Below are 20205 nucleotides of genomic sequence, written 5' to 3'. Positions count from 1 at the left end.
TTTCCGTACTTTTCCGCGCGAAGCGCTGTATAAGGGTATTAGCCTGTTATATTTTGACTGGTGTCAGTGCAGTTTTTGTTATATCGTCGAAGAATAGAATAACGTTATAACAATTTGCTCACTTATTCTTTTTAGTAATAATAAAGATGAAAAAGAAGTAAGCAATGTCAAACCTGCACGGAAAGGAATAAGCGGATGAAATTACAGCAGCTGCGCTATATTGTGGAAGTGGTTAATCACAATCTGAATGTCTCCTCGACTGCTGAGGGGCTGTACACATCACAACCCGGTATCAGTAAGCAGATACGGATGCTGGAAGATGAGCTGGGTATGCAGATTTTTGCCCGCAGCGGTAAACATCTGACGCATGTGACACCTGCCGGGGAGTCGGTTATCCGTATCTCCCGCGAGGTGCTGGCAAAAATTGATGCCATCAAAGCGGTTGCCAGCGAACACACTTATCCGGAGCAGGGAACGCTGAGTATCGCCACGACGCATACCCAGGCGCGTTATGCACTGCCGCCGGTGATTAAAGGCTTTATCGAGCGTTACCCGCACGTTTCTCTGCATATGCATCAGGGGACACCGACACAGATCGCAGAGGATGTCTGCAAGGGCAACAGTGATTTTGCTATCGCGACAGAAGCGCTGCATCTGTATAACGATTTGATTATGCTGCCGTGCTACCGGTGGAACCGGGCCGTGGTGGTCCGCCGTGATCACCCGCTGGCGCAGCGGCGTGATCTGACCATCGCTGATATCGCGGAATATGAAATTGTCACCTATACCCACGGTTTCACCGGGCGTTCAGAACTGGACAACACCTTTGAAAAACAGGGACTGAAGCCGAAAGTGGTCTTTACCGCCACGGATGCGGATGTGATTAAAACCTATGTCCGCCTCGGGCTCGGGATCGGGATTATTGCCAGTATGGCGGTTGACCCGGAGACCGATAAAGACCTCGTCAGTATCGATATGCGGGATAAATTCAGTTACAGCACCACAAAAATCGGTTTCCGGCGCGGCAGTTTCCTGAGAACGTATATGTATGATTTTATGTGGCGTTTCGCACCGCATCTGACGCGGGATGTGGTGGATAAAGCGATTGCGCTGCGTAATAATGAAGACATCGAAGCTATGTTTAAAGACATTTCGCTGCCGATCGTCTGAATACACATTATCAGGGGAACCGATGACAAAATTATCCGTACTGACGGGTGTTGTTCTGCTTGCCGCCGGGCTGTTTCCGGCGGCAGTCTCTGCATCCGCAACACCGGCCGCACCCGTCTGCAAAGAAACGGTGCGTGACCCGGAAAGCTATGATTCAACAGATGAATGTTACTACAAAAACAGTAATCTGGTGCAGACTTACGGGATCTACCGCAGCACAACCGGAGAACCGAAAAACCTGACAGAAAAACTGACTCCGGGCACAGATCGCGCTTTCACAGATTATGGTGATACGGTCAGTCTGGAATATAAATGGCAGGGTAACAATCACCTGACGGTGACTCAGTTATTTAACGGTGGCCTGGATACGATCATATTTGAGGATGACGGGCAGGGAACCCGGGTCATCACGGCGTACAGCCCGGATTAATTATCCTGCAAAATTGTTAGTTTTAGTTACATTGAATTAACAATTTGTGTGGCTGACCCCGCAAAGAATACGGGAATATGGTATCTTTATAATGAAAATAATAAGGAAGATACCTGTTTAACCCGTACACTCTGTGTGGAGGCGTTATGTCGTTAACCTTAAAGCAACAGTGTGAAACCCTGCTGACGGCGGGCGGAAAGCACTACCATATCTATGATCTCTCCCGCCTGGCAGAACAGCTCGGCAATATCAGTAAACTCCCCAAATCCCTGAAAGTTCTGGCTGAAAACCTGTTGCGTAATCTTGATGGTGACAGCGTACAGGTGCGTGATTTACAGGCACTGATTGACTGGCAGAAAACCGGCACGGCTGACCATGAAATCGCTTTCCGGCCTGCCCGTGTCCTGATGCAGGATTTTACCGGTGTTCCGGCCGTAGTCGATCTGGCGGCGATGCGCCAGGCTATCCGTGTGCTGGGCGGCAAGGAAAGCAAGGTTAATCCTCTGTCACCGGTCGACCTGGTTATTGACCACTCAGTGATGGTGGATGAGTATGCCAGTGAGCAGGCATTTGCCGATAACGTGGCGATTGAAATGTCACGTAATAACGAACGCTACCGCTTCCTGCGCTGGGGACAGCAGGCATTTGACCGTTTTCGTGTGGTGCCGCCGGGTACCGGGATCTGCCATCAGGTTAACCTCGAGTACCTCGGGAAATCAGTCTGGTATGAAACCCGTGACGGTAAAACCTATGCCTATCCGGATACCCTGGTCGGGACAGATTCCCACACCACGATGATTAACGGCCTCGGGGTACTGGGCTGGGGTGTGGGCGGTATTGAGGCGGAAGCGGCTATGCTCGGACAGCCGGTGTCGATGCTGATCCCGGATGTGGCCGGCTTTAAACTTACCGGCCGTTTGCGTGAGGGGATCACGGCTACCGACCTGGTACTGACAGTGACACAAATGCTGCGCAAACACGGTGTGGTGGGCAAATTTGTTGAGTTCTGGGGGGACGGTCTGGCGCAGTTACCGCTGGCTGACCGTGCCACCATCGCTAATATGTCACCGGAGTATGGCGCGACCTGCGGTTTCTTCCCGGTGGATGATGTCACACTCGGCTACATGCGTCTGACCGGCCGCAGTGATGAAGAAATCGCGCTGGTGGAAGCTTACTGTAAAACACAGGGCTTGTGGCGTCACGAGGGCGATGAGCCGCGCTTTACCTCCGGGCTGGCGCTGGATCTGGCGGAGGTGCAGACCAGCCTCGCCGGACCGAAACGTCCGCAGGACAGAGTCGTGCTGGCGCAGGTGCCGGGCGCGTTTCAGGCTGCGGTTGATCTGGAACTGAATAAAAAATCACCGGCGGCGAAGGTTCCGGTTTCTCTGCACGGTGACGATTTTACCCTTGAAGACGGCGCGGTGGTGATCGCCGCTATCACGTCCTGTACCAACACGTCGAACCCGGGTGTACTGATGACCGCCGGTTTACTGGCAAAAAATGCGGCTGAAAAAGGGCTGACCCGTAAACCGTGGGTGAAAACGTCCCTTGCGCCGGGTTCGAAAGTGGTAACCGATTATCTGAATGCTGCCGGATTCACGCCATATCTGGATCAGCTGGGATTTAATCTTGTCGGTTATGGTTGTACTACCTGTATCGGTAACTCCGGGCCGCTGGATGCGGAAATTGAGACTGCCATCAAAGGTCATGACCTGACGGTCGGTGCGGTGTTATCCGGTAACCGCAACTTTGAGGGGCGTATCCATCCGCTGGTGAAAACCAACTGGCTGGCGTCTCCGCCGCTGGTGGTGGCTTATGCACTGGCCGGTAATCTGCACTGTAATCTCGAAACCGATCCGCTGGGTTATGATAAACAGGGCAAGCCGGTGCTGTTAAAAGATATCTGGCCGGATAATGCCGCGATTGCTGCTGCGGTGGAAAAAGTGAAAACGGAGATGTTCCGCAAAGAATACTCGGCAGTGTTTGACGGGGATGAGCAATGGCAGTCACTGCCGGTGGAAAATACCCCGACTTACCAGTGGCAGCCGGATTCCGCCTATATCCGCCATCCGCCGTATTTTGAGGGCATGCCGGTTGCACCGGCACCGGTGAACGATGTGAAACAGGCGCGTATCCTGGCGATCCTCGGTGACTCTGTGACCACTGACCATATCTCTCCGGCGGGGAATATCAAAGCAGACAGCCCGGCGGGACGTTATTTACAGGCACTCGGTGTGAAACCGGCCGATTTTAACTCCTACGGCTCACGACGTGGTAACCATGAAGTAATGGTGCGCGGGACATTTGCCAATATCCGCATCCGCAATGAAATGGTGCCGGGCACGGAGGGCGGATTTACCCGTCATATACCGACCGGGGAAACACTGGCTATTTTTGATGCCGCAATGCGTTATCAGGCGTCAGGAACGCCGCTGGTGGTGATTGCCGGTAAAGAGTACGGTTCCGGCTCCAGCCGTGACTGGGCGGCGAAAGGAACCAATCTGCTGGGTGTGAGAGTGGTGCTGACGGAATCCTATGAACGCATTCACCGCTCCAACCTGATCGGTATGGGGATTCTGCCGCTGGAGTTTCCGGCAGGAACGGATCGCCGCACACTGGGGCTGACCGGAGATGAACTGATTGATGTCAGCGGCCTGGACAGCGTCACACCGAAACAGATTGTGCCGGTGAAAATCACGTATGCAGACGGGCGGGTGACTGAACTCAACGCGCTGTGCCGTATCGATACACAGACTGAGCTGGAATATTACCGCCACGGCGGCATCCTCTGTTATGTGATCCGCCAGATGCTGGCGTAACGTTAGTCAGGCGGATAAAAAAACAAAGCGCGGTATTTTTGCCGCGCTTTTCTGTTTTTACTTTTTGCAGGTGAATCAGTGATTACAGCCCGGAGACTGGCACAGCATATGTCCCATTTTCTCCGCTTTGGTATCCAGATAATGGGCATTAGCCGGATTACGGCCGACAATCAGCGGCACACGTTCAGTAATGTTGATACCGGCCTGAGTCAGAATCTCGACTTTTTCCGGGTTATTGGTCAGCAGGCGGATGGCGTGCACATCCAGTAATTTGTACATATCAGCACACAGCGTGAAATCACGTTCATCCGGTGCAAATCCCAGCTTCTGGTTTGCTTCAACGGTATCCAGCCCGGTATCCTGTAACGCATAGGCACGGATTTTATTCAGCAGACCAATATTACGGCCTTCCTGACGGTGATACAGCAACACACCACGGCCTTCTTCTGAGATCTGCTTTAACGCGGCTTCCAGCTGGAAACCACAGTCACAGCGCAGGCTGAACAGAGCATCACCGGTTAAACATTCCGAATGGACACGGGATAACACCGGCTCATCACCGCTGATATCACCGAACACCAGCGCCACGTGATCGTGACCGGTGGCGATTTCTTCAAATCCGACCATTAAAAACTCCCCGAACGGGGTAGGTAATTTTGCCTGTGCGACACGTTTTAACTGCAACTCTTTATTCATGATTTATTAACTCATTGATATAAATATCTTTATTTAAACGCACATAATCGTATTGGCGATGTTATTATCTGCGTTGCCCGGGAAGTGAAACTGACATTTCTTTTCCGGGTCAAATAACTGAACATGACCATAGTAGTACATCAGTTTGACAAAATAATATTTATTTTTAACGGAATGATTTAACCCGGATGAAAAACCTGACAAAACCCTTTATCGCCGCTGTTATATTACTGATGCTGGTACCGCTGGTGACACTGCTGACCGGCTGGCGCTGGCAGCCATCGGGTGACGATGACCTGCTGCGCGGTCTGCGGTATCTGACTGACACGGCGGCGTATCCGCTGGGAATCATCGTATCACTCATCTTTTGTTTTCTGTTTGTCCGTTTGTATCGCGGCAGCAAAAAACAGGCACTGCGTGCAGCCGCCGCCATTCTGGTGGTTGTGGCCGCCGGGCAGGGCGTGAAAGTGGCGATGAAAAACACGCTTCAGGAGCCGCGGCCTTATGTGGTCTGGCTGGCACAACAGGGTATTGCATCAGAGAAAGTGTTTTATGACCTTTCCCGGCCGGAGCGGGCGCAGTTGCTGAAAAATACTCTTAAAAATCATTACCGCGTACCGGGCTGGCTGCTGAAACACTGGAAAAGTGAAACCGGTTATGCTTTTCCGTCCGGTCATGCATTGTTTGCAAGTGCCTGGGCGCTGATACTCTTTGTATTTTTCAGTGTTCAGGGACGCCGCGGGCTGGCCGGCGTGATCCTGCTGTGGGGCATTCTGGCAGAGTACAGCCGGCTGGCGCTGGGGATGCACTGGCCGTCCGATATCATTATGTCGGTGATTATTAATGCAATACTGGCAGGGCTGTTTTTCCTCTGGCTCAGTAAACAGGATCAAAATGGCATGCAGCCGCCTCCACTGGCCTGAAATCATGTTATTATGGGCGGTGTGGAACCGGTTGCCGGTAATCTGTGCGGATACCGGCAGAAAAGCGAAAAAAACTCGGGAACACAACAAATTACTTTTATTCTCCCCGGGGTAAATGGTAACTTAAGGGGTTAGTGCGTCTGCAAGGAGCAGGCGTGAAATGCAAGCCTGATAATAGGAACGCCGGTGAAATATTTTCTGATTTTTATCCTTGTACTGGTGGTTTTCATCATTTCGGTGACACTGGGCGCAAATAACGATCAGGTAGTCACATTTAATTATCTGATTGCGCAGGGACAGTATTCTGTATCCACCTTGCTGGCCGTGCTGTTTGGTATCGGTTTCGTGCTGGGCTGGATTGTCTGCGGTCTGTTTTATTTACGTCTGCGGTTATCGCTGGCACGTGCCCGGCACCGGATCAAGCGTCTGGAAGCTGACCAGACGGTGCAGTCTTCCGGTTCGGTTGCGCTGCGGGACACCACTAAGGAATAAGCATTATGCTTGAGCTGTTGTTTCTTCTGTTGCCCATTGCTGCCGCATATGGCTGGTATATGGGGCGGCGCAGCGCGCAGCAGAATCAACAACAACATGCGGATCGCCTGTCACGTGACTATGTGGCAGGCGTAAACTTTTTGCTGTCCGATCAGCAGGATAAAGCAGTTGATCTGTTCCTCGACATGCTGAAAGAGGACAGTTCCGCATTTGAAGCACATCTGACGCTCGGCAATCTGTTCCGCTCGCGCGGTGAAGTGGAACGCGCCATCCGCATCCATCAGTCACTGATGGAAAGCGCCTCTCTCTCTTATGACCAGCGTCTCCTCGCCACGCAGCAGCTGGGTCGCGATTATGTGGCCGCCGGGGTGTATGACCGGGCGGAAGCTCTGTTTTTACAGCTGATTGATGAGGCGGATTTCCGGCAAAGCGCACTTCAGTCGCTGTTATCCATTTATCAGTCCACCAGTGACTGGAGCAAAGCCATCGATATCGGCGAAAAGCTGCTGAAACAGGGAGATACCGGTCAGCGGGAAAATATCGCTAACTTCTACTGTGAACTGGCGTTGCAGGCACTGGGCAGTGATAACACTGACGGGGCATTCGCATATCTGGCCAAAGCGGCCGGGGCGGATAAAAACTGCGCCCGGGTGTCGATTATGCAGGGGCGTATTCATATTGAACGGGCGGAATACAGCAAAGCCGTTACCGTGCTTAAGCGGGTGTTTGAGCAGGACAAAGAAATGGTCAGTGAAACGCTGCCGATGCTGGAAACCTGTTACACCCATCTTGATCAGCCGGCGGAATGGGCGGAATATCTGCTGCTCTGCTCGGATGAAAATATCGGTGCGATTGCCGAACTCTATCTTGCGGATATTATTGAACAGCAGGAAGGGCCGGAAATGGCGATCACCTATGTTAACCGCCAGTTACAGCGCCATCCGACCATGCGCCTGTTCTGCCGTCTGATGGAATATTATCTGTCAGAAGCGGAGGAAGGCCGTGCCAAAGACAGTCTGGCTCTGCTGCGGAACATGGTCGGCGAGCAAATCCGGACCAAACCGGATTACCGCTGCGGTAAATGCGGATTTACATCGCATGCCCTGTACTGGCATTGTCCGTCCTGCCGGTCATGGGATACTATCAAGCCTATCAGAGGGCTGGACGGTCAGTGACAACGTCACGTTTATCCGTAATTTATTTACCCGTTTTTATTTACCCGTATAAATTCACCAACCACAGGTAATCAATTCATGACATCTCTTTCTTCGCATACAGGCCGTGCAGATATCGCATCGCCTGTTATTGTTGCGCTCGATTACGACAACCCGGATGATGCGCTGGCCTTTGCAGACCGTATTGATCCGGCACAGTGCCGTCTGAAAGTCGGTAAAGAGCTGTTTACCTTCTGCGGGCCTGAGTGTGTCCGGGCATTGCAGCAGCGCGGATTTGAGGTCTTTCTTGATCTGAAATTCCATGATATCCCGAATACAGCAGCGCATGCGGTACGGGCGGCGGCTGAACTGGGGGTATGGATGGTTAATGTCCATGCGGCAGGCGGCGAGCGGATGATGACAGCAGCAAAAGAGATCCTGCTGCCGTACGGCAACGATGCGCCTTTGCTGATTGCAGTGACGGTACTGACCAGCATGGAGCAGTCCGACCTGGCCGGAACCGGCATTGATGCCACACCGGCAGAGCACGCGCTGCGCCTCGCAAAATTAACACAAAACTGCGGATTGGATGGTGTGGTGTGCTCCGCTCATGAAGCCAAAATGATGAAAGAAACCCTGGGCCGGGAATTTAAGCTGGTCACGCCGGGGATCCGGCCGCAAGGCAGTGATGCCGGTGATCAGCGCCGCATCATGACACCGCGGCAGGCCGTCAGTGCCGGGGTGGATTATATGGTTATCGGACGGCCGATCACCCGCAGTGATGATCCGCAGGCCGCATTGCAGGCAATTAATGCTTCTGTGGGAGTATTATAAGATGGACAATAATTCACGCCTGGTCTATTCCACAGACAGTGGCCGTATTGATGAGCCGGAAGTTAAAGCGGAGCGCCCGAAAGGCGACGGTATTGTCCGTATTCAGCGGCAGACCAGCGGCCGCAAAGGCAAAGGTGTATGTCTGATCACCGGTATTGATCTGGATGATACGGAGCTGAGTAAACTGGCCGCCGATCTGAAAAAACGCTGCGGCTGCGGCGGTTCGCTGAAGGACGGTATCATTGAAATTCAGGGTGATAAACGCGATTTGCTGAAGCAACTGCTGGAAGTTAAAGGCTTTAAAGTCAAACTGGCAGGTGGCTGATTAGTGAGCAGGGCGTCCGTTGCGGACGCCCTGTGTATTTAGTGACTCCGGTACCGGATTAGAGCGGGCGGGCCAGAATACTGCGGGTTTCCATCTTCACTTCCTCAATTTTCACCGGAATGATGTCATTGAGGCGGTAACGGGCTTCACCTTTGATCAGCACTGAGCCGGTTTCCTGGCTGCACTGGAGTTCATCTTTGACCGGATGGATAAAGGTACCCGGGATAAAGGCGACTGCGCCGTTATCTGTCAGGCGGACACGGACACCGCCGCGGGTGATATCAATGATCTCCGCCGGGAACGCGGTATCTGTACCGGCATACGGTTGCAGGTAGCGGGCATATAACCAGTCACCGACATCACGCTCTGCCATACGGTTGGCGCGGCGGCGTTCTGCCAGATGTTCGGCCAGATCCTCAGCCGGTTTCTCCGCAGACTGACCGGCGATAATGGCTTTCAGCAGGCGGTGGTTAACAATATCACTGTATTTGCGGATAGGGGATGTCCAGGTGGCATAACCATTCAGTCCCAGGCCGAAGTGCGGGCCTTTCTCCATGCGGACTTCTGCAAAGGTCTGGAAGCGGCGGATACGGCTGTCGAGGAATTGCGTCGGCTGGTTATCAAGCTCCCGGCGCAGACGGCAGAAACCATCCAGTGTCAGCAGTTCTTCTTCATTGAAATGAATGCCGTTTTCAGCGAGCAGGGCAACAGCCTGGCTGATTGTCAGCGGATCAAGCCCGGTGTGTACGTTATAGACACCAAAACCAAGTTTCTTATCCAGCACCTCTGCGGCGCAGATATTGGCGGTGATCATCGCCTCTTCCACAATGCGGTTGGCACTGCGGCGCTGTTCAGCCACGATATCCGTCACCACACCGTTTTCATCAAGAATAAAGCGGTAATCAGGGCGATCTTTAAAGACCAGTGCATGGGTTTCACGCCAGTGATGGCGGCGCTGATACATATCCTGCAACAGGGAAATCTGACGGCGGATAGTCTCATCAGGGGTTACCCGGTCAGCCACACCTTCCAGCAGATCAGAGATATCGTCATAAGCCAGCTTGGCTTTGGATTCAACCCAGGCAGCAAAGAACACGGCATCATCTGCCAGAGAACCATCTTCATTTATGGAGACCTGACACACCAGTGCCGGACGGCGCACATGCGGATGCAGCGAACACAGGTCATCAGACAGATTGCGCGGCAGCATCGGGATATTGAAGCCCGGCAGATAGTTGGTGAAGGCGCGTTTACGGGCAATGGCATCCAATTCGCTGCCGGCCGGGATATAGCTGGTCGGGTCGGCAATGGCAATGGTCAGCTGAAGCTGATTGTTATCACTGGTAGTGATATAAAGCGCATCATCCATATCTTCGGTGGATGCACTGTCGATAGTCACAAAATCCAGATGAGTCAGATCAGTACGCGGCAGATTATCATCAGCCATGGCCACGTCAACCGGCTCCGGCTCTTTCAGTGCGTGCTGATGGCGGGTCAGGGTTACCCACCACGGCGCGTAATGGTCATCCGCATCAGTGATAAACCCGGTGATTTCTGCATGGAAGCTGCGATCACCTTTCAGCGGGTGGCGGCGCATTTCCGCAACGGCCCAGTCGCCCTGACGGAATTCATGATCAACCCCTTTTGCCGGACGGCAGGGAATGGAATCTTTTAACAGCGGATGATCGGGAATTATCCAGAGACGGTCATCATTTTCTTTGCGCTGCACGCGGCCGACAAATCTGTCCAGAAACGGGGTGACGAGAGCTTCCGGCTCTGCCACATCTTTATTATTCACGGTGTGAATAGCAGCAGTGATGCGATCGCCGTGCATGACTTTTTTCATCTGCGGCGGCGGAATAAAATAGGATTTTTGTCCGTCAACTTCCAGGAAACCGTAGCCTTTATCGGTACTTTTTACGATCCCTTCGACACGTAATGTTTTATCGTGGAGCTGTTGTTTTAGCTGAGCTAACAGCGGGTTATCTTGAAACATAGGTTCCCGTACTGGTTGGGTGAGCAAATTTATGGTTATTTTTACGCGAATTTACGCTGCCCGCAAGCACAGAGGGCAATTTCTGTTTAAAGTGCAGCAGATTAATCTTCCGGATACACTTTTTCGCTGAATTCACACAGATCTTCAATGATGCATGAACCGCAGCGGGGTTTGCGGGCAATGCAGGTGTAACGCCCGTGCAGTATAAACCAGTGATGGCAGTCGACTTTAAATTCTGCCGGTACAACCCGCAATAATTTTTGTTCCACCTCATCCACGTTCTTGCCGGAGGCAAATTTTGTGCGGTTGCAGACACGAAAAATATGGGTATCAACCGCAATGGTCGGCCAGCCGAATGCGGTATTGAGTACCACATTGGCGGTTTTGCGTCCCACACCCGGCAGGGCTTCCAGCGCTGCTCTGTCTTCCGGAACTTCGCCGTTATGCAGTTCAACCAGCATCCGGCAGGTTTTTATCACATTCTCTGCTTTGGTATTAAATAACCCGATGGTTTTAATGTAGGTCTTCACCCCATCCACACCGAGATCCAGGATGGCCTGCGGCGTATTGGCAACGGCATACAGCGGGCGGGTGGCTTTATTGACGCTGACATCGGTTGCCTGGGCGGATAATAAGACGGAGATCAGTAATTCAAACGGAGAATCAAACAGCAGTTCAGTGGTGGGTTGCGGGTTGTTGTCCCGCAGGCGGGTCAGAATTTCAATACGTTTTTCTTTATTCATAACGACATTGGCTCATTGATGATAAAAGCAAACTCCCGGGAAAGGAGCCTGCTTTATTATACAGTTATTTGACCAAATGGCTTCCGCATCCTTTTTCTGTTTCGTATTGTGCGGCAGCGGGCGCATTTTTGCGCTTTTTCATTTTTTCATCAATAAGATACTTGCCCGCCAGCATTAAGCCAAGTCCGATAAAAGCGCCCGGCGGCAGCATCGCCAGCAGGAACGGGGTATCGAGATGTAACACATCGACACGCAGGACTTTAGCCCAGTCGCCGAGCAGCAGATCCGCACCGTCAAACAGTGTCCCGTTGCCCAGGATCTCACGCATGGCGCCGAGCACAAACAGTGCGGCGGTGGCGCCGAGCCCCATGGCCAGGCCATCAATGGCAGAAGGGTAAACCGCGTTTTTGGCGGCAAAGGCTTCAGCGCGGCCAATGACAATACAGTTGGTCACAATCAGCGGGATAAAGATACCGAGTGACTGATATAAGCCGAAGGCATAAGCGTTGATCAGCAATTGTACCGCCGTTACTACAGAGGCAATCAGCATCACATAGATAGGAATACGGATTTCTGACGGGATCCAGCGGCGCAGTGCGGAGACTGCCACGTTAGTGCAAATCAGCACCAGTGTGGTCGCCAGTCCGAGTCCCAGTGCGTTGGTGACGGTGGAAGAGACCGCCAGCAGCGGACACAATCCCAGCACCTGGACCAGTGCTGAGTTATTTTTCCATAATCCGTCAGCAAATAACCCTTTAATCTGACTCATTATTCAGCTCCGCATTGAGGTAAGGTATTCAGTTGCGGCGGCAGGGTCTGCATATAATCCGCCGTCACGCGGACTGCGTTGACAACCGCCCGCGGGGTAATGGTGGCACCGGTAAACTGATCGATATCACCGCCGTCTTTTTTCACTGCCCAGTGCGGGTCTGTGGCGGATTCAACATGTCTGCCGCTTAGTGTGGTGATCCAGTCTGAAATCCGGGTATCAATTTTATCACCCAGCCCCGGTGTCTCTTTATGTTCCGTTACGCGGGAGCCGAGCACCGTCCGGTTAAAATCAGCCGCAACCAGTAGCTGAATATTCCCGGAATAGCCGTCAGGCGCGGTGGATTCGAGAACAGCGGCAACCGGTGTTCCGTCTTTACGGGCAATATACAGCCGGTGCGGCAGTTCATTGCCCAGTGCAGGGTCGGTGACCAGATAACACTCTGCAATCACATCATTATTATAAACCGATTCCGGCAGGATTTCGGCAAACAGCGCCTTTTGCTGTGCCGCGGCCTGTTTATCAATTTCCGGCTTTGTCAGCGTATAAACAAATCCGCTCAATCCGGTGGTTCCGGCGGCAAACAGGGCGAGGATCAAGCCGTAACGGCGTAATGTGGCAATCATTTATTCCCCCGTTTGTGCCCGTAAACACGCGGTTGTGTGTAGGTATCGATCAGCGGCACGGTGATATTGGCCAGCAGGACGGCAAACGCCACGGCATCCGGATAACCGCCGTAAACGCGGATAATCCACAGCAGAAGGCCGATCAGCATCCCGTATATCAGACGGCCGCGCGGCGTGGTGGAGGCGGTAACCGGGTCGGTGGCAATAAAGAATGCCCCGAGCATGGAAGCGCCGGAAAACAGCTGAATAACCGGAGAGCTGAAGTGTGATGAATCAATCAGATAGCCGATAGCAGACAGGACGGCAAGCGTGCCCAGCATCGATACCGGGATTTGCCATGCAATCACATTGCGGTTGAGCAGAATACAGCCGCCGATCAGATAGCCGATATTCACCCATTGCCAGCCGATACCGGCAACAGAGCCCTGTAAAACAGGTTGTGTCAGAATATCGGACATCTCACGGGTCAGCAGTCCGGTTTTGAAACTGTCGAGCGGCGTCGCCTGACTCATGCCATCCGCGCCGGCACGTAACTGCTCCGGTGTCAGGCCGTTATCAGATAACCCGGTAAAAATCATATGCAGACTGTCACTGACCGAAACCGGTGTGATTTGCAGGCTTTCCGGCGGCAGCCAGCTGGTCATCTGAACCGGGAAGGAGATCAGCAGTACCACATAACCGACCATCGCCGGGTTAAACGGGTTTTGCCCGAGACCGCCATACAGATGTTTGGCAATAATCACGGCAAAAAATGTACCGATAACAATCAACCACCAGGGCGCGAGCGGCGGGATACTGACAGCCAGCAGCATGGCAGTGACCAGCGCGGAGTTATCTTTGAGATACGGCATCACCGGTTGATTGCGCAGGCGGATCGCGATACTTTCGGTTACCAGCGCGGTCGTCACTGCAATCAGAACCTGAATCAGTGTGCCGATCCCGAAGAACCAGAGCTGTGCGGCAATCCCCGGAATCATGGCTATCACCACCCACAGCATGATGGCGGAGGTGTTGTCATGGTTATGAGTAAACGGTGATCCCGCAATTTTCAGACGGTGCGGGGCGTTTGAGGAAACGGGCCTAAATTTCATGCTTATTTCGCTTCATTAATCAGTGGTTTCTTCAGAATGTTGTGCTGCCGCCTGAGCGGCTTTCTTCGCCTTGGCGCGGGCGATAGCGGCAGCTACAGCGGCTTTACGCGGATCAGTTTCTGTTTCCGCTGCCGGTTGTGCGGTGTCTGCCGGTGCATCTGCGGCCTGAGCGGCTTTCTTCGCCTTGGCGCGGGCGATAGCGGCAGCTACAGCGGCTTTACGCGGATCAGTTTCTGTCTCCGCCGCCGGTTGTGCGGTGTCTGCCGGTGCATCTGCGGCCTGCGCTGCTTTCTTCGCTTTGGCGCGGGCAATGGCCGCTGCTACGGCGGCTTTACGCGGATCGGTTTCTGTCTCCGCTGCCGGTTGTGCGGTGTCTGCCGGTGCGTCTGCGGCCTGAGCGGCTTTCTTCGCTTTGGCACGGGCAATAGCCGCCGCGACAGCAGCTTTACGCGGATCGGTTTCTGTCTCCGCAGCCGGTTGTGCGGTGTTCGCCGGTGCTTCCGCAGCCTGAGCGGCTTTTTTCGCTTTGGCGCGGGCAATAGCGGCGGCTACAGCGGCTTTACGCGGATCAGTTTCTGCTTCTGCTGTCGGTTGTGCGGTGTCCGCCGGTGCGTCTGCGGCCTGCGCGGCTTTCTTCGCCTTGGCGCGGGCGATAGCGGCGGCTACAGCGGCTTTACGCGGATCGGTTTCTGTCTCCGCAGCCGGTTGTGTGGTGTCTGCCGGTGCGCCTGCGGCCTGAGCTGCTTTCTTCGCTTTGGCGCGGGCGATAGCGGCGGCTACAGCAGCTTTACGCGGATCGGTTTCTGTCTCCGTCGCCGGTTGTACGGTGTCTGCCGGTGCGTCTGCGGCCTGTGCCGCTTTCTTCGCTTTGGCGCGGGCGAGGGCGGCGGCCACAGCAGCTTTGCGCGGATCAGTTTCCGTTTCCGCAGCCGGTTGTACGGTTTCTGTCTGAGCGGCTTTTTCTGCCTGACGAGCCCGTGCCTGTGCTTTGCGTGCTTCACGGGCGGCAATGGCAGCGCTGTTGTCCGGCAATGCGGAAGGATTGACTGAAATTGTCATTCCCGCACTGCTGTCTTTGGCTTTTACGCGGGCAAGTGCGGCACTGATTGCTGCACTGTCTTTCTCATCCACCTGAACAGCCGCATTTTTGTGGCGGGCTTCACGGGCTTCTTTTTCCCGTGCCATTCGTGCCTGTTTGGCTTCAAAGCGGATTTTGGCATCGGCAGCGCGTTGTGCTTCTTCGCGGATCTCAATAATTTGGGCTTTTTCCTGCCGGTAATATTGTACCAGCGGGATATTACTCGGGCAGACCCAGGCACAGGCTCCGCATTCTATACAATCAAACAGATGATGCTGTTCCGCTTTTTCGTGTTCATTACCCTTACTGAACCAGTAGAGCTGCTGCGGCAGCAATCCTGCCGGACAGGCATCCACACAGTGACTGCAACGGATGCAGGCTTCTTCCGGTGCAGCCGGTTCCATTTCGTTTGTGGTCGGCGCAAGAATACAGTTAGTGATTTTTACCACCGGCACATCAAGATCCGGCAGTGTAAAGCCCATCAGCGGGCCGCCCATCACAACCATCTGTTCATGTTGCGGATGAAAACCGGCCTGTTGCAGCAGGAAACGGATCGGTGTCCCCAGACGGGTCCAGAAATTTCCCGGTGATTCGACGGCTTCTCCGGTTACCGTCACCACGCGCTGAATCAGCGGTTCGCCGTCAGTAATCGCGCGTTTGATGGCAACAACGGTTCCGACGTTCTGCATCAGTACGCCGATATCAGAGGAACGCCCGCCGGACGGCACTTCGCGGCCGGTAAGGATTTTTGTCAGCTGTTTGGCACCGCCGGACGGGTATTTGGTCGGGATCACCCGCACAAAAATCTGTTTCTCCCCGTCAGTGACATCCCGCAGTGCGGCAATCGCCTCCGGTTTGTTATCTTCTATGCCGATAAGCACCTGTTCCGGTTCCAGAAGGTGCATCAGAATACGGATGCCGGTAAGAATTTCACCGGCATGCTCCTGCATCAGACGATCATCAGCCGTAATATAAGGTTCACATTCAGCCGCATTGATAATCAGGGTACGGATAAGATCACCACCGCCTTTCAGTTTATTCGCGGTCGGGAAGCCCGCGCCGCCGAGACCGGCAATTCCGGCCTGATGAATGCGGTCAGTCAGTTCTGTTTTGGTGAGCGATGTGAAATCCGTTGTTTTTTCTGCCGGATACGGGGTATCCAGCCCGTCAGTCCGGATGCGGACACACGGCGCGGTCAGCCCGGACGGATGCGCGGTCACGCAAGGCTCCACGGATGTAACGGTGCCGGAAGATGAGGCATGAACCGGCAGGCTGCGGCCGGTTCCGCGTGTCAGCGGCTGACCTTTCAGAACATGGTCGCCGGGGCTGACCAGCACATCGCCTTCGTTCCCGATATGCTGTTGTAACGGAATAATCAGTTCGTCAGGTACCGGACATACCCGCATCGGTGTCCGGGAGGACTGTAATTTCATTTCCGGCGGATGAATGCCGCCGTCAAAATCCCATACCCGGTCTTTTTTCAGAAAGTTGAGCAAATTGAACATAAAACTTACGACGCCTCAATCTGAACGGGTTTGACAGGTGTACCGGTGGTATCCGCCGGAATATTTCTGACCGGAATCGTGTTTAAATCCCACTTCCAGTTACGCGGGGTGACAGCGACCGGGATCATCTCGATGCAATCTGTCGGGCAGGGTGCGACACATAAGTCACAGCCGGTGCAGAGGTTTTCAACCACGGTATGCATCGCGCGGGTGGCGCCGATAATGGCATCCACCGGACACGCCTGAATACATTTGGTGCAGCCGATGCACTGGTCTTCATGAATAAAGGCCACCTTACGCACCGGATTAAGCACAGCGTCGTCGCCGTCGAGCGGTTGCGGATCCACACCCAGCATATCCGCCAGTTTCAGCATCACCTGTTCGCCGCCGGGAGCACAGCGGTTTATTGCGCCGCCATTGGCAACGGACTCCGCATAAGGACGGCAGCCGGGAAAACCACACTGCCCGCACTGACTCTGCGGCAGAATGTCATCAATTTTATCCACAATGGGATCTTCCTCCACTTTAAAGCGGCGGGAGGCATAACCCAGTATCAGGCCAAATGCCAGACCCAGCAGGCTGAGTACGGCAACGGCAATCCAAATCATTGTCATCAGAATTTCACCAGACCACTAAAGCCCATAAAGGCCAGAGACATCAGACCGGCAGTGACCAGCCCGATAGACGCCCCGCGGAAAGGCGCAGGCACATCAGCCGTTGCCAGACGTTCGCGGATAGCGGCGAACAGCACCATCACCAGAGAGAAACCGGCTGCCGCACCAAAGCCGTAAACGGCGGATTGCAGAAAATTATGGGACAGGTTGATGTTCAGCAGTGCCACACCGAGTACGGCACAGTTGGTGGTGATCAGCGGCAGGAATATCCCGAGCAGGCGGTAGAGCGCCGGGCTGGTTTTACGCACCACCATTTCGGTGAACTGCACCACCACAGCGATCACCAGAATAAAGCTCAGTGTGCGCAGATAGAGAATATCCAGCGGGATGAGGATAAAGGTATCCATCAGCCACGAACAGACAGAGGCGAGCGTCATCACGAACGTGGTCGCAAACCCCATGCCAATCGCGGTTTCCAGTTTTTTGGACACCCCCATAAAGGGGCATAATCCTAAGAATTTGACGAGTACGAAGTTATTAACCAGCACCGTCCCGACAAAAAGTAATAAGTAGTCAGCCATTGCAATGCCCAAAGCGAGTCATTCAAAACATTCAAATAAACAGATAAAAACCCGGGTTCCCCGGTAAGCGGGGTGAATAATAGCAATCCCCGGGCATCCGGGGTTATCGGGATTGTGTGAAAGGGCAGATAACTGTGTGTATCAGAATGAAAAAGCGGCAAAACTGATGAAAACCGGGCGCATTATTTGCGTCACGGAATCAGTTAGTGGTACTTTTCAGGAGGATGACAAATTCTGAAAGCATGTTTTTATCCGTTAACATGACAATCCCCCGGAGGGAGTGATGACGAAAATACTGAAAGTGGGCCTGATCGGATACGGTTTTGCCGGAAAAACATTCCATGCACCGTTTATTGTGAATAATGCCAACATGGAACTGGCTAAAGTCGCGAGCAGTGATGCCGCAAAAGTACATGCGGATTACCCGGATGTGCAGGTTGTCGCCACTCCGGAAGATATTTTTGCTGATCCGGCGATTGATCTCGTCGTGATCCCGACGCCGAACGACACACATTTCCCGCTGGCCCGGATGGCACTGGCGGCCGGTAAGCACGTTGTGGTGGATAAACCGTTTACCCTGACCTCCGAAGAGGCGTTTACCCTGGCAAAACAGGCAGATGATGCCGGTCTGATTTTGTCCGTCTACCATAACCGCCGTTTTGACTCCGGTTATCTGACACTGAAATCCCTGTTTGAAAGTAAAAAACTCGGGGATATCAAATATTTTGAAGTCCATTTTGACCGCTATCGCCCGCAGCCGCAAAAACGCTGGCGTGAAGCGGCTGCGTTGGGCAGTGGTATCTGGTATGACCTGGGGTCACATCTGATTGATCAGGCACTGCAGTTTTTCGGCAAACCGGAAGCGATCACCGCCGATCTGGGCATGATCCGGCCTGGTTCTGAAGCGGTGGATTATTTCCATGCGCAACTGCACTATCCGGATGTGAAAGTGATACTGCATGCCACCACTGTCGCGGCAGCGGAATCTCCGGTGTATATCGTTCACGGTATGAAAGGCAGCTACGTGAAGTACGGGCTTGATCCGCAGGAAAATGCGCTGAAAGCAGGGCAGATGCCGGTTGGTGTGAACTGGGGTCATGACGATCGTGACGGCGAACTGAGCTTATCACCGGATGGCATTGAAGTGATCACGGAAACGTATCCGAACAAAGCCGGGCACTACGGCCGTTATTACGCGGAAGTGGCAGAGGCAATTATCAACAACGGCCCGAACCCGGTTACCGCTCAGGAAGGCGCGGAAATTATCCGTATTATTGAGGCCGGTATGGAATCACATAAGACCGGACGGACTGTGACACTGTAACAAACAATCATTTAACTTTAATGCAGACAAAAGTGAATAACGCATGACAAACTGGTGGCAGAAACTGCGGTTAGATCCGTTCCTGGTCATAATGATCACGGTTGTTATTTTGGCGTCACTCTTTCCGGCTACCGGTAATGTGGCAACCGGATTCCGCTATCTGACCACTGCCGCGATTGCGTTACTGTTCTTCTTCCATGGCGCCAAACTCTCGCGGGAAGCGATTGTGACGGGGATGGGGCACTGGCGTCTGCATCTGATGGTATTTTCCAGTACCTTTATCCTCTTTCCGCTGCTGGGGCTGGGTTTGCAGTTCCTGGTACCGGAGTGGATGTCACCAACCATTTACATGGGTTTCTTATATTTATGTGCTTTACCGGCAACAGTACAATCCGCCATTGCCTTTACGTCTGTTGCGGGTGGTAATGTCGCTGCGGCGATTTGCAGTGCATCCGCCTCCAGTATTCTCGGCGTTTTCTTATCACCGGTGATTATCGGTTTTATGATGGAAACACAAGGCGCGCATGATCTTGATACACTGGGTGCTATCCGTTCTATTCTGCTGCAGCTGATGCTGCCGTTTGTGGTCGGGCATCTCTCCCGTCCGCTGATCGGTAAGTGGGTGGATCGCAACAAAAAAATCATCAATAAAACAGACCGGACCTCTATTCTGCTGGTGGTGTATGTCGCTTTCAGTGAAGCCGTGGCCGAGGGGATCTGGCAGCAGATCGACGCAATGTCTATTTTGCAGATTGCAGTGGTGTCGTGCGGGCTGCTGGCGATTGTGCTGGTGATCAACGTGTACGGTGCACGGGCACTGGGCTTTAATAAGGCCGATGAAATCACCATTGTGTTCTGCGGCTCGAAGAAAAGCCTGGCAAACGGTGTGCCGATGGCAAACGTGATGTTCCCGCCTGCGGTAGTCGGTATTCTGGTACTGCCGCTGATGCTGTTTCATCAGATTCAGCTGATGGTGTGCGCGGTGATGGCGGCGCGCTATGCGCGGCAGGGAAAAGAACATTCACAGGAGTAATT

19 protein-coding genes are annotated in these 20205 nt (G+C 53.4%); 10 read left to right on the top strand and 9 right to left on the bottom strand.

Features of this window, described 5'->3' with window-relative positions; all coding sequences use genetic code 11:
• The first annotated feature begins 195 nt into the window (after nucleotides 1-195).
• From cysB to acnA, 3 genes are all read left to right on the top strand, one after another.
• Entirely contained in the window at nucleotides 196-1170 is a 975-nt protein-coding gene (gene cysB, locus AAZR23_RS06040; RefSeq protein WP_046893425.1) for an HTH-type transcriptional regulator CysB, read from the top strand.
• A 22-nt stretch (nucleotides 1171-1192) separates the two neighbouring features.
• Nucleotides 1193-1600 (top strand): hypothetical protein, encoded by a 408-nt coding sequence (locus tag AAZR23_RS06035; RefSeq protein ID WP_434691285.1) that lies wholly within the window; start codon nucleotides 1193-1195, stop codon nucleotides 1598-1600.
• A 146-nt stretch (nucleotides 1601-1746) separates the two neighbouring features.
• The gene (gene acnA / locus AAZR23_RS06030; RefSeq protein ID WP_434691282.1) at nucleotides 1747-4419 is read left to right on the top strand and encodes an aconitate hydratase AcnA; all 2673 of its coding nucleotides are present in this window, start codon (nucleotides 1747-1749) and stop codon (nucleotides 4417-4419) included.
• 75 nt (nucleotides 4420-4494) lie between these two features.
• Here the strand turns inward: acnA and ribA are convergent, their stop codons facing one another.
• Complete coding sequence (gene ribA, locus AAZR23_RS06025) at nucleotides 4495-5103, bottom strand: GTP cyclohydrolase II (protein ID WP_024473150.1); 609 nt, start codon at nucleotides 5101-5103, stop codon at nucleotides 4495-4497.
• A gap of 200 nt (nucleotides 5104-5303) precedes the next feature.
• Here ribA and AAZR23_RS06020 point away from each other — a divergent pair, with 200 nt between their 5' ends.
• The 5 genes from AAZR23_RS06020 (at nucleotide 5304) to yciH (ending at nucleotide 8843) form a co-directional block, all read left to right on the top strand.
• The gene (locus AAZR23_RS06020; RefSeq protein WP_434691279.1) at nucleotides 5304-6038 is read left to right on the top strand and encodes a phosphatase PAP2 family protein; all 735 of its coding nucleotides are present in this window, start codon (nucleotides 5304-5306) and stop codon (nucleotides 6036-6038) included.
• Between the two features lie 186 nt (nucleotides 6039-6224).
• A complete protein-coding gene (locus AAZR23_RS06015) occupies nucleotides 6225-6530 on the top strand; it encodes a LapA family protein (RefSeq protein ID WP_015422730.1) in 306 nt (101 codons plus the stop codon).
• 5 nt (nucleotides 6531-6535) lie between these two features.
• On the top strand, nucleotides 6536-7705 hold the full coding sequence (gene lapB, locus AAZR23_RS06010) for a lipopolysaccharide assembly protein LapB (RefSeq protein WP_434691275.1): 1170 nt from the start codon (nucleotides 6536-6538) through the stop codon (nucleotides 7703-7705).
• A gap of 78 nt (nucleotides 7706-7783) precedes the next feature.
• Nucleotides 7784-8518 carry an orotidine-5'-phosphate decarboxylase gene (gene pyrF, locus AAZR23_RS06005; RefSeq protein ID WP_218426135.1) on the top strand — a complete coding sequence of 245 codons (735 nt, stop codon included), beginning with the start codon at nucleotides 7784-7786 and terminating at the stop codon, nucleotides 8516-8518.
• Nucleotide 8519: 1 nt separating this feature from the next.
• Nucleotides 8520-8843 carry a stress response translation initiation inhibitor YciH gene (yciH, locus tag AAZR23_RS06000; RefSeq protein WP_434691273.1) on the top strand — a complete coding sequence of 108 codons (324 nt, stop codon included), beginning with the start codon at nucleotides 8520-8522 and terminating at the stop codon, nucleotides 8841-8843.
• 58 nt (nucleotides 8844-8901) lie between these two features.
• Here yciH and AAZR23_RS05995 read toward each other — a convergent pair whose 3' ends face one another.
• The 8 genes from AAZR23_RS05995 to rsxA all read right to left on the bottom strand — a co-directional run bounded on the left by AAZR23_RS05995 (nucleotide 8902) and on the right by rsxA (nucleotide 17846).
• Nucleotides 8902-10839 (bottom strand): exoribonuclease II, encoded by a 1938-nt coding sequence (locus tag AAZR23_RS05995; protein WP_434691270.1) that lies wholly within the window; start codon nucleotides 10837-10839, stop codon nucleotides 8902-8904.
• A gap of 101 nt (nucleotides 10840-10940) precedes the next feature.
• Nucleotides 10941-11582: an endonuclease III gene (gene nth, locus AAZR23_RS05990; RefSeq protein ID WP_434691268.1), complete on the bottom strand. Its 642-nt coding sequence runs from the start codon at nucleotides 11580-11582 to the stop codon at nucleotides 10941-10943.
• A gap of 64 nt (nucleotides 11583-11646) precedes the next feature.
• Entirely contained in the window at nucleotides 11647-12351 is a 705-nt protein-coding gene (locus AAZR23_RS05985) for an electron transport complex subunit E (protein WP_046893416.1), read from the bottom strand.
• The gene (gene rsxG, locus AAZR23_RS05980; protein WP_434691265.1) at nucleotides 12351-12977 is read right to left on the bottom strand and encodes an electron transport complex subunit RsxG; all 627 of its coding nucleotides are present in this window, start codon (nucleotides 12975-12977) and stop codon (nucleotides 12351-12353) included. The genes AAZR23_RS05985 and rsxG overlap by 1 nt, the downstream gene beginning before the upstream one ends.
• Entirely contained in the window at nucleotides 12974-14068 is a 1095-nt protein-coding gene (rsxD, locus tag AAZR23_RS05975; protein WP_434691263.1) for an electron transport complex subunit RsxD, read from the bottom strand. Before rsxD ends, rsxG begins: the two co-directional genes overlap by 4 nt.
• 15 nt (nucleotides 14069-14083) lie before the next feature.
• Complete coding sequence (gene rsxC / locus AAZR23_RS05970) at nucleotides 14084-16651, bottom strand: electron transport complex subunit RsxC (RefSeq protein WP_434691262.1); 2568 nt, start codon at nucleotides 16649-16651, stop codon at nucleotides 14084-14086.
• A gap of 5 nt (nucleotides 16652-16656) precedes the next feature.
• Entirely contained in the window at nucleotides 16657-17265 is a 609-nt protein-coding gene (gene rsxB / locus AAZR23_RS05965; RefSeq protein ID WP_046893412.1) for an electron transport complex subunit RsxB, read from the bottom strand.
• Complete coding sequence (gene rsxA, locus AAZR23_RS05960) at nucleotides 17265-17846, bottom strand: electron transport complex subunit RsxA (RefSeq protein ID WP_046893411.1); 582 nt, start codon at nucleotides 17844-17846, stop codon at nucleotides 17265-17267. Before rsxA ends, rsxB begins: the two co-directional genes overlap by 1 nt.
• 283 nt (nucleotides 17847-18129) lie before the next feature.
• Between rsxA and AAZR23_RS05955 the strand changes: the two genes are divergently transcribed.
• Nucleotides 18130-19170, top strand: coding sequence for an oxidoreductase (locus AAZR23_RS05955; RefSeq protein WP_434691258.1), 1041 nt, complete (start codon nucleotides 18130-18132; stop codon nucleotides 19168-19170).
• Between the two features lie 43 nt (nucleotides 19171-19213).
• Complete coding sequence (locus tag AAZR23_RS05950; protein WP_046893409.1) at nucleotides 19214-20203, top strand: bile acid:sodium symporter family protein; 990 nt, start codon at nucleotides 19214-19216, stop codon at nucleotides 20201-20203.
• The last annotated feature ends 2 nt before the right edge of the window (nucleotides 20204-20205 follow it).

The sequence above is a fragment of the Morganella sp. Je.2.23 genome, assembly GCF_051129855.1.
In the GTDB taxonomy this organism is placed as follows: domain Bacteria; phylum Pseudomonadota; class Gammaproteobacteria; order Enterobacterales; family Enterobacteriaceae; genus Morganella; species Morganella sibonii.
This window is presented reverse-complemented; position numbering and strand designations above follow the sequence as displayed.

What these genes read in the sequence shown, in the direction of transcription:
- cysB (WP_046893425.1), top strand. Translation starts at nt 196, where the DNA reads ATGAAATTACAGCAGCTGCGCTATATTGTGGAAGTGGTTAATCACAAT.
- AAZR23_RS06035 (WP_434691285.1), top strand. Translation starts at nt 1,193, where the DNA reads ATGACAAAATTATCCGTACTGACGGGTGTTGTTCTGCTTGCCGCCGGG.
- acnA (WP_434691282.1), top strand. Translation starts at nt 1,747, where the DNA reads ATGTCGTTAACCTTAAAGCAACAGTGTGAAACCCTGCTGACGGCGGGC.
- AAZR23_RS06020 (WP_434691279.1), top strand. Translation starts at nt 5,304, where the DNA reads ATGAAAAACCTGACAAAACCCTTTATCGCCGCTGTTATATTACTGATG.
- lapB (WP_434691275.1), top strand. Translation starts at nt 6,536, where the DNA reads ATGCTTGAGCTGTTGTTTCTTCTGTTGCCCATTGCTGCCGCATATGGC.
- pyrF (WP_218426135.1), top strand. Translation starts at nt 7,784, where the DNA reads ATGACATCTCTTTCTTCGCATACAGGCCGTGCAGATATCGCATCGCCT.
- yciH (WP_434691273.1), top strand. Translation starts at nt 8,520, where the DNA reads ATGGACAATAATTCACGCCTGGTCTATTCCACAGACAGTGGCCGTATT.
- AAZR23_RS05995 (WP_434691270.1), bottom strand. Translation starts at nt 10,839, where the DNA reads ATGTTTCAAGATAACCCGCTGTTAGCTCAGCTAAAACAACAGCTCCAC.
- nth (WP_434691268.1), bottom strand. Translation starts at nt 11,582, where the DNA reads ATGAATAAAGAAAAACGTATTGAAATTCTGACCCGCCTGCGGGACAAC.
- AAZR23_RS05985 (WP_046893416.1), bottom strand. Translation starts at nt 12,351, where the DNA reads ATGAGTCAGATTAAAGGGTTATTTGCTGACGGATTATGGAAAAATAAC.
- rsxG (WP_434691265.1), bottom strand. Translation starts at nt 12,977, where the DNA reads ATGATTGCCACATTACGCCGTTACGGCTTGATCCTCGCCCTGTTTGCC.
- rsxD (WP_434691263.1), bottom strand. Translation starts at nt 14,068, where the DNA reads ATGAAATTTAGGCCCGTTTCCTCAAACGCCCCGCACCGTCTGAAAATT.
- rsxC (WP_434691262.1), bottom strand. Translation starts at nt 16,651, where the DNA reads ATGTTCAATTTGCTCAACTTTCTGAAAAAAGACCGGGTATGGGATTTT.
- rsxB (WP_046893412.1), bottom strand. Translation starts at nt 17,265, where the DNA reads ATGACAATGATTTGGATTGCCGTTGCCGTACTCAGCCTGCTGGGTCTG.
- rsxA (WP_046893411.1), bottom strand. Translation starts at nt 17,846, where the DNA reads ATGGCTGACTACTTATTACTTTTTGTCGGGACGGTGCTGGTTAATAAC.
- AAZR23_RS05955 (WP_434691258.1), top strand. Translation starts at nt 18,130, where the DNA reads ATGACGAAAATACTGAAAGTGGGCCTGATCGGATACGGTTTTGCCGGA.
- AAZR23_RS05950 (WP_046893409.1), top strand. Translation starts at nt 19,214, where the DNA reads ATGACAAACTGGTGGCAGAAACTGCGGTTAGATCCGTTCCTGGTCATA.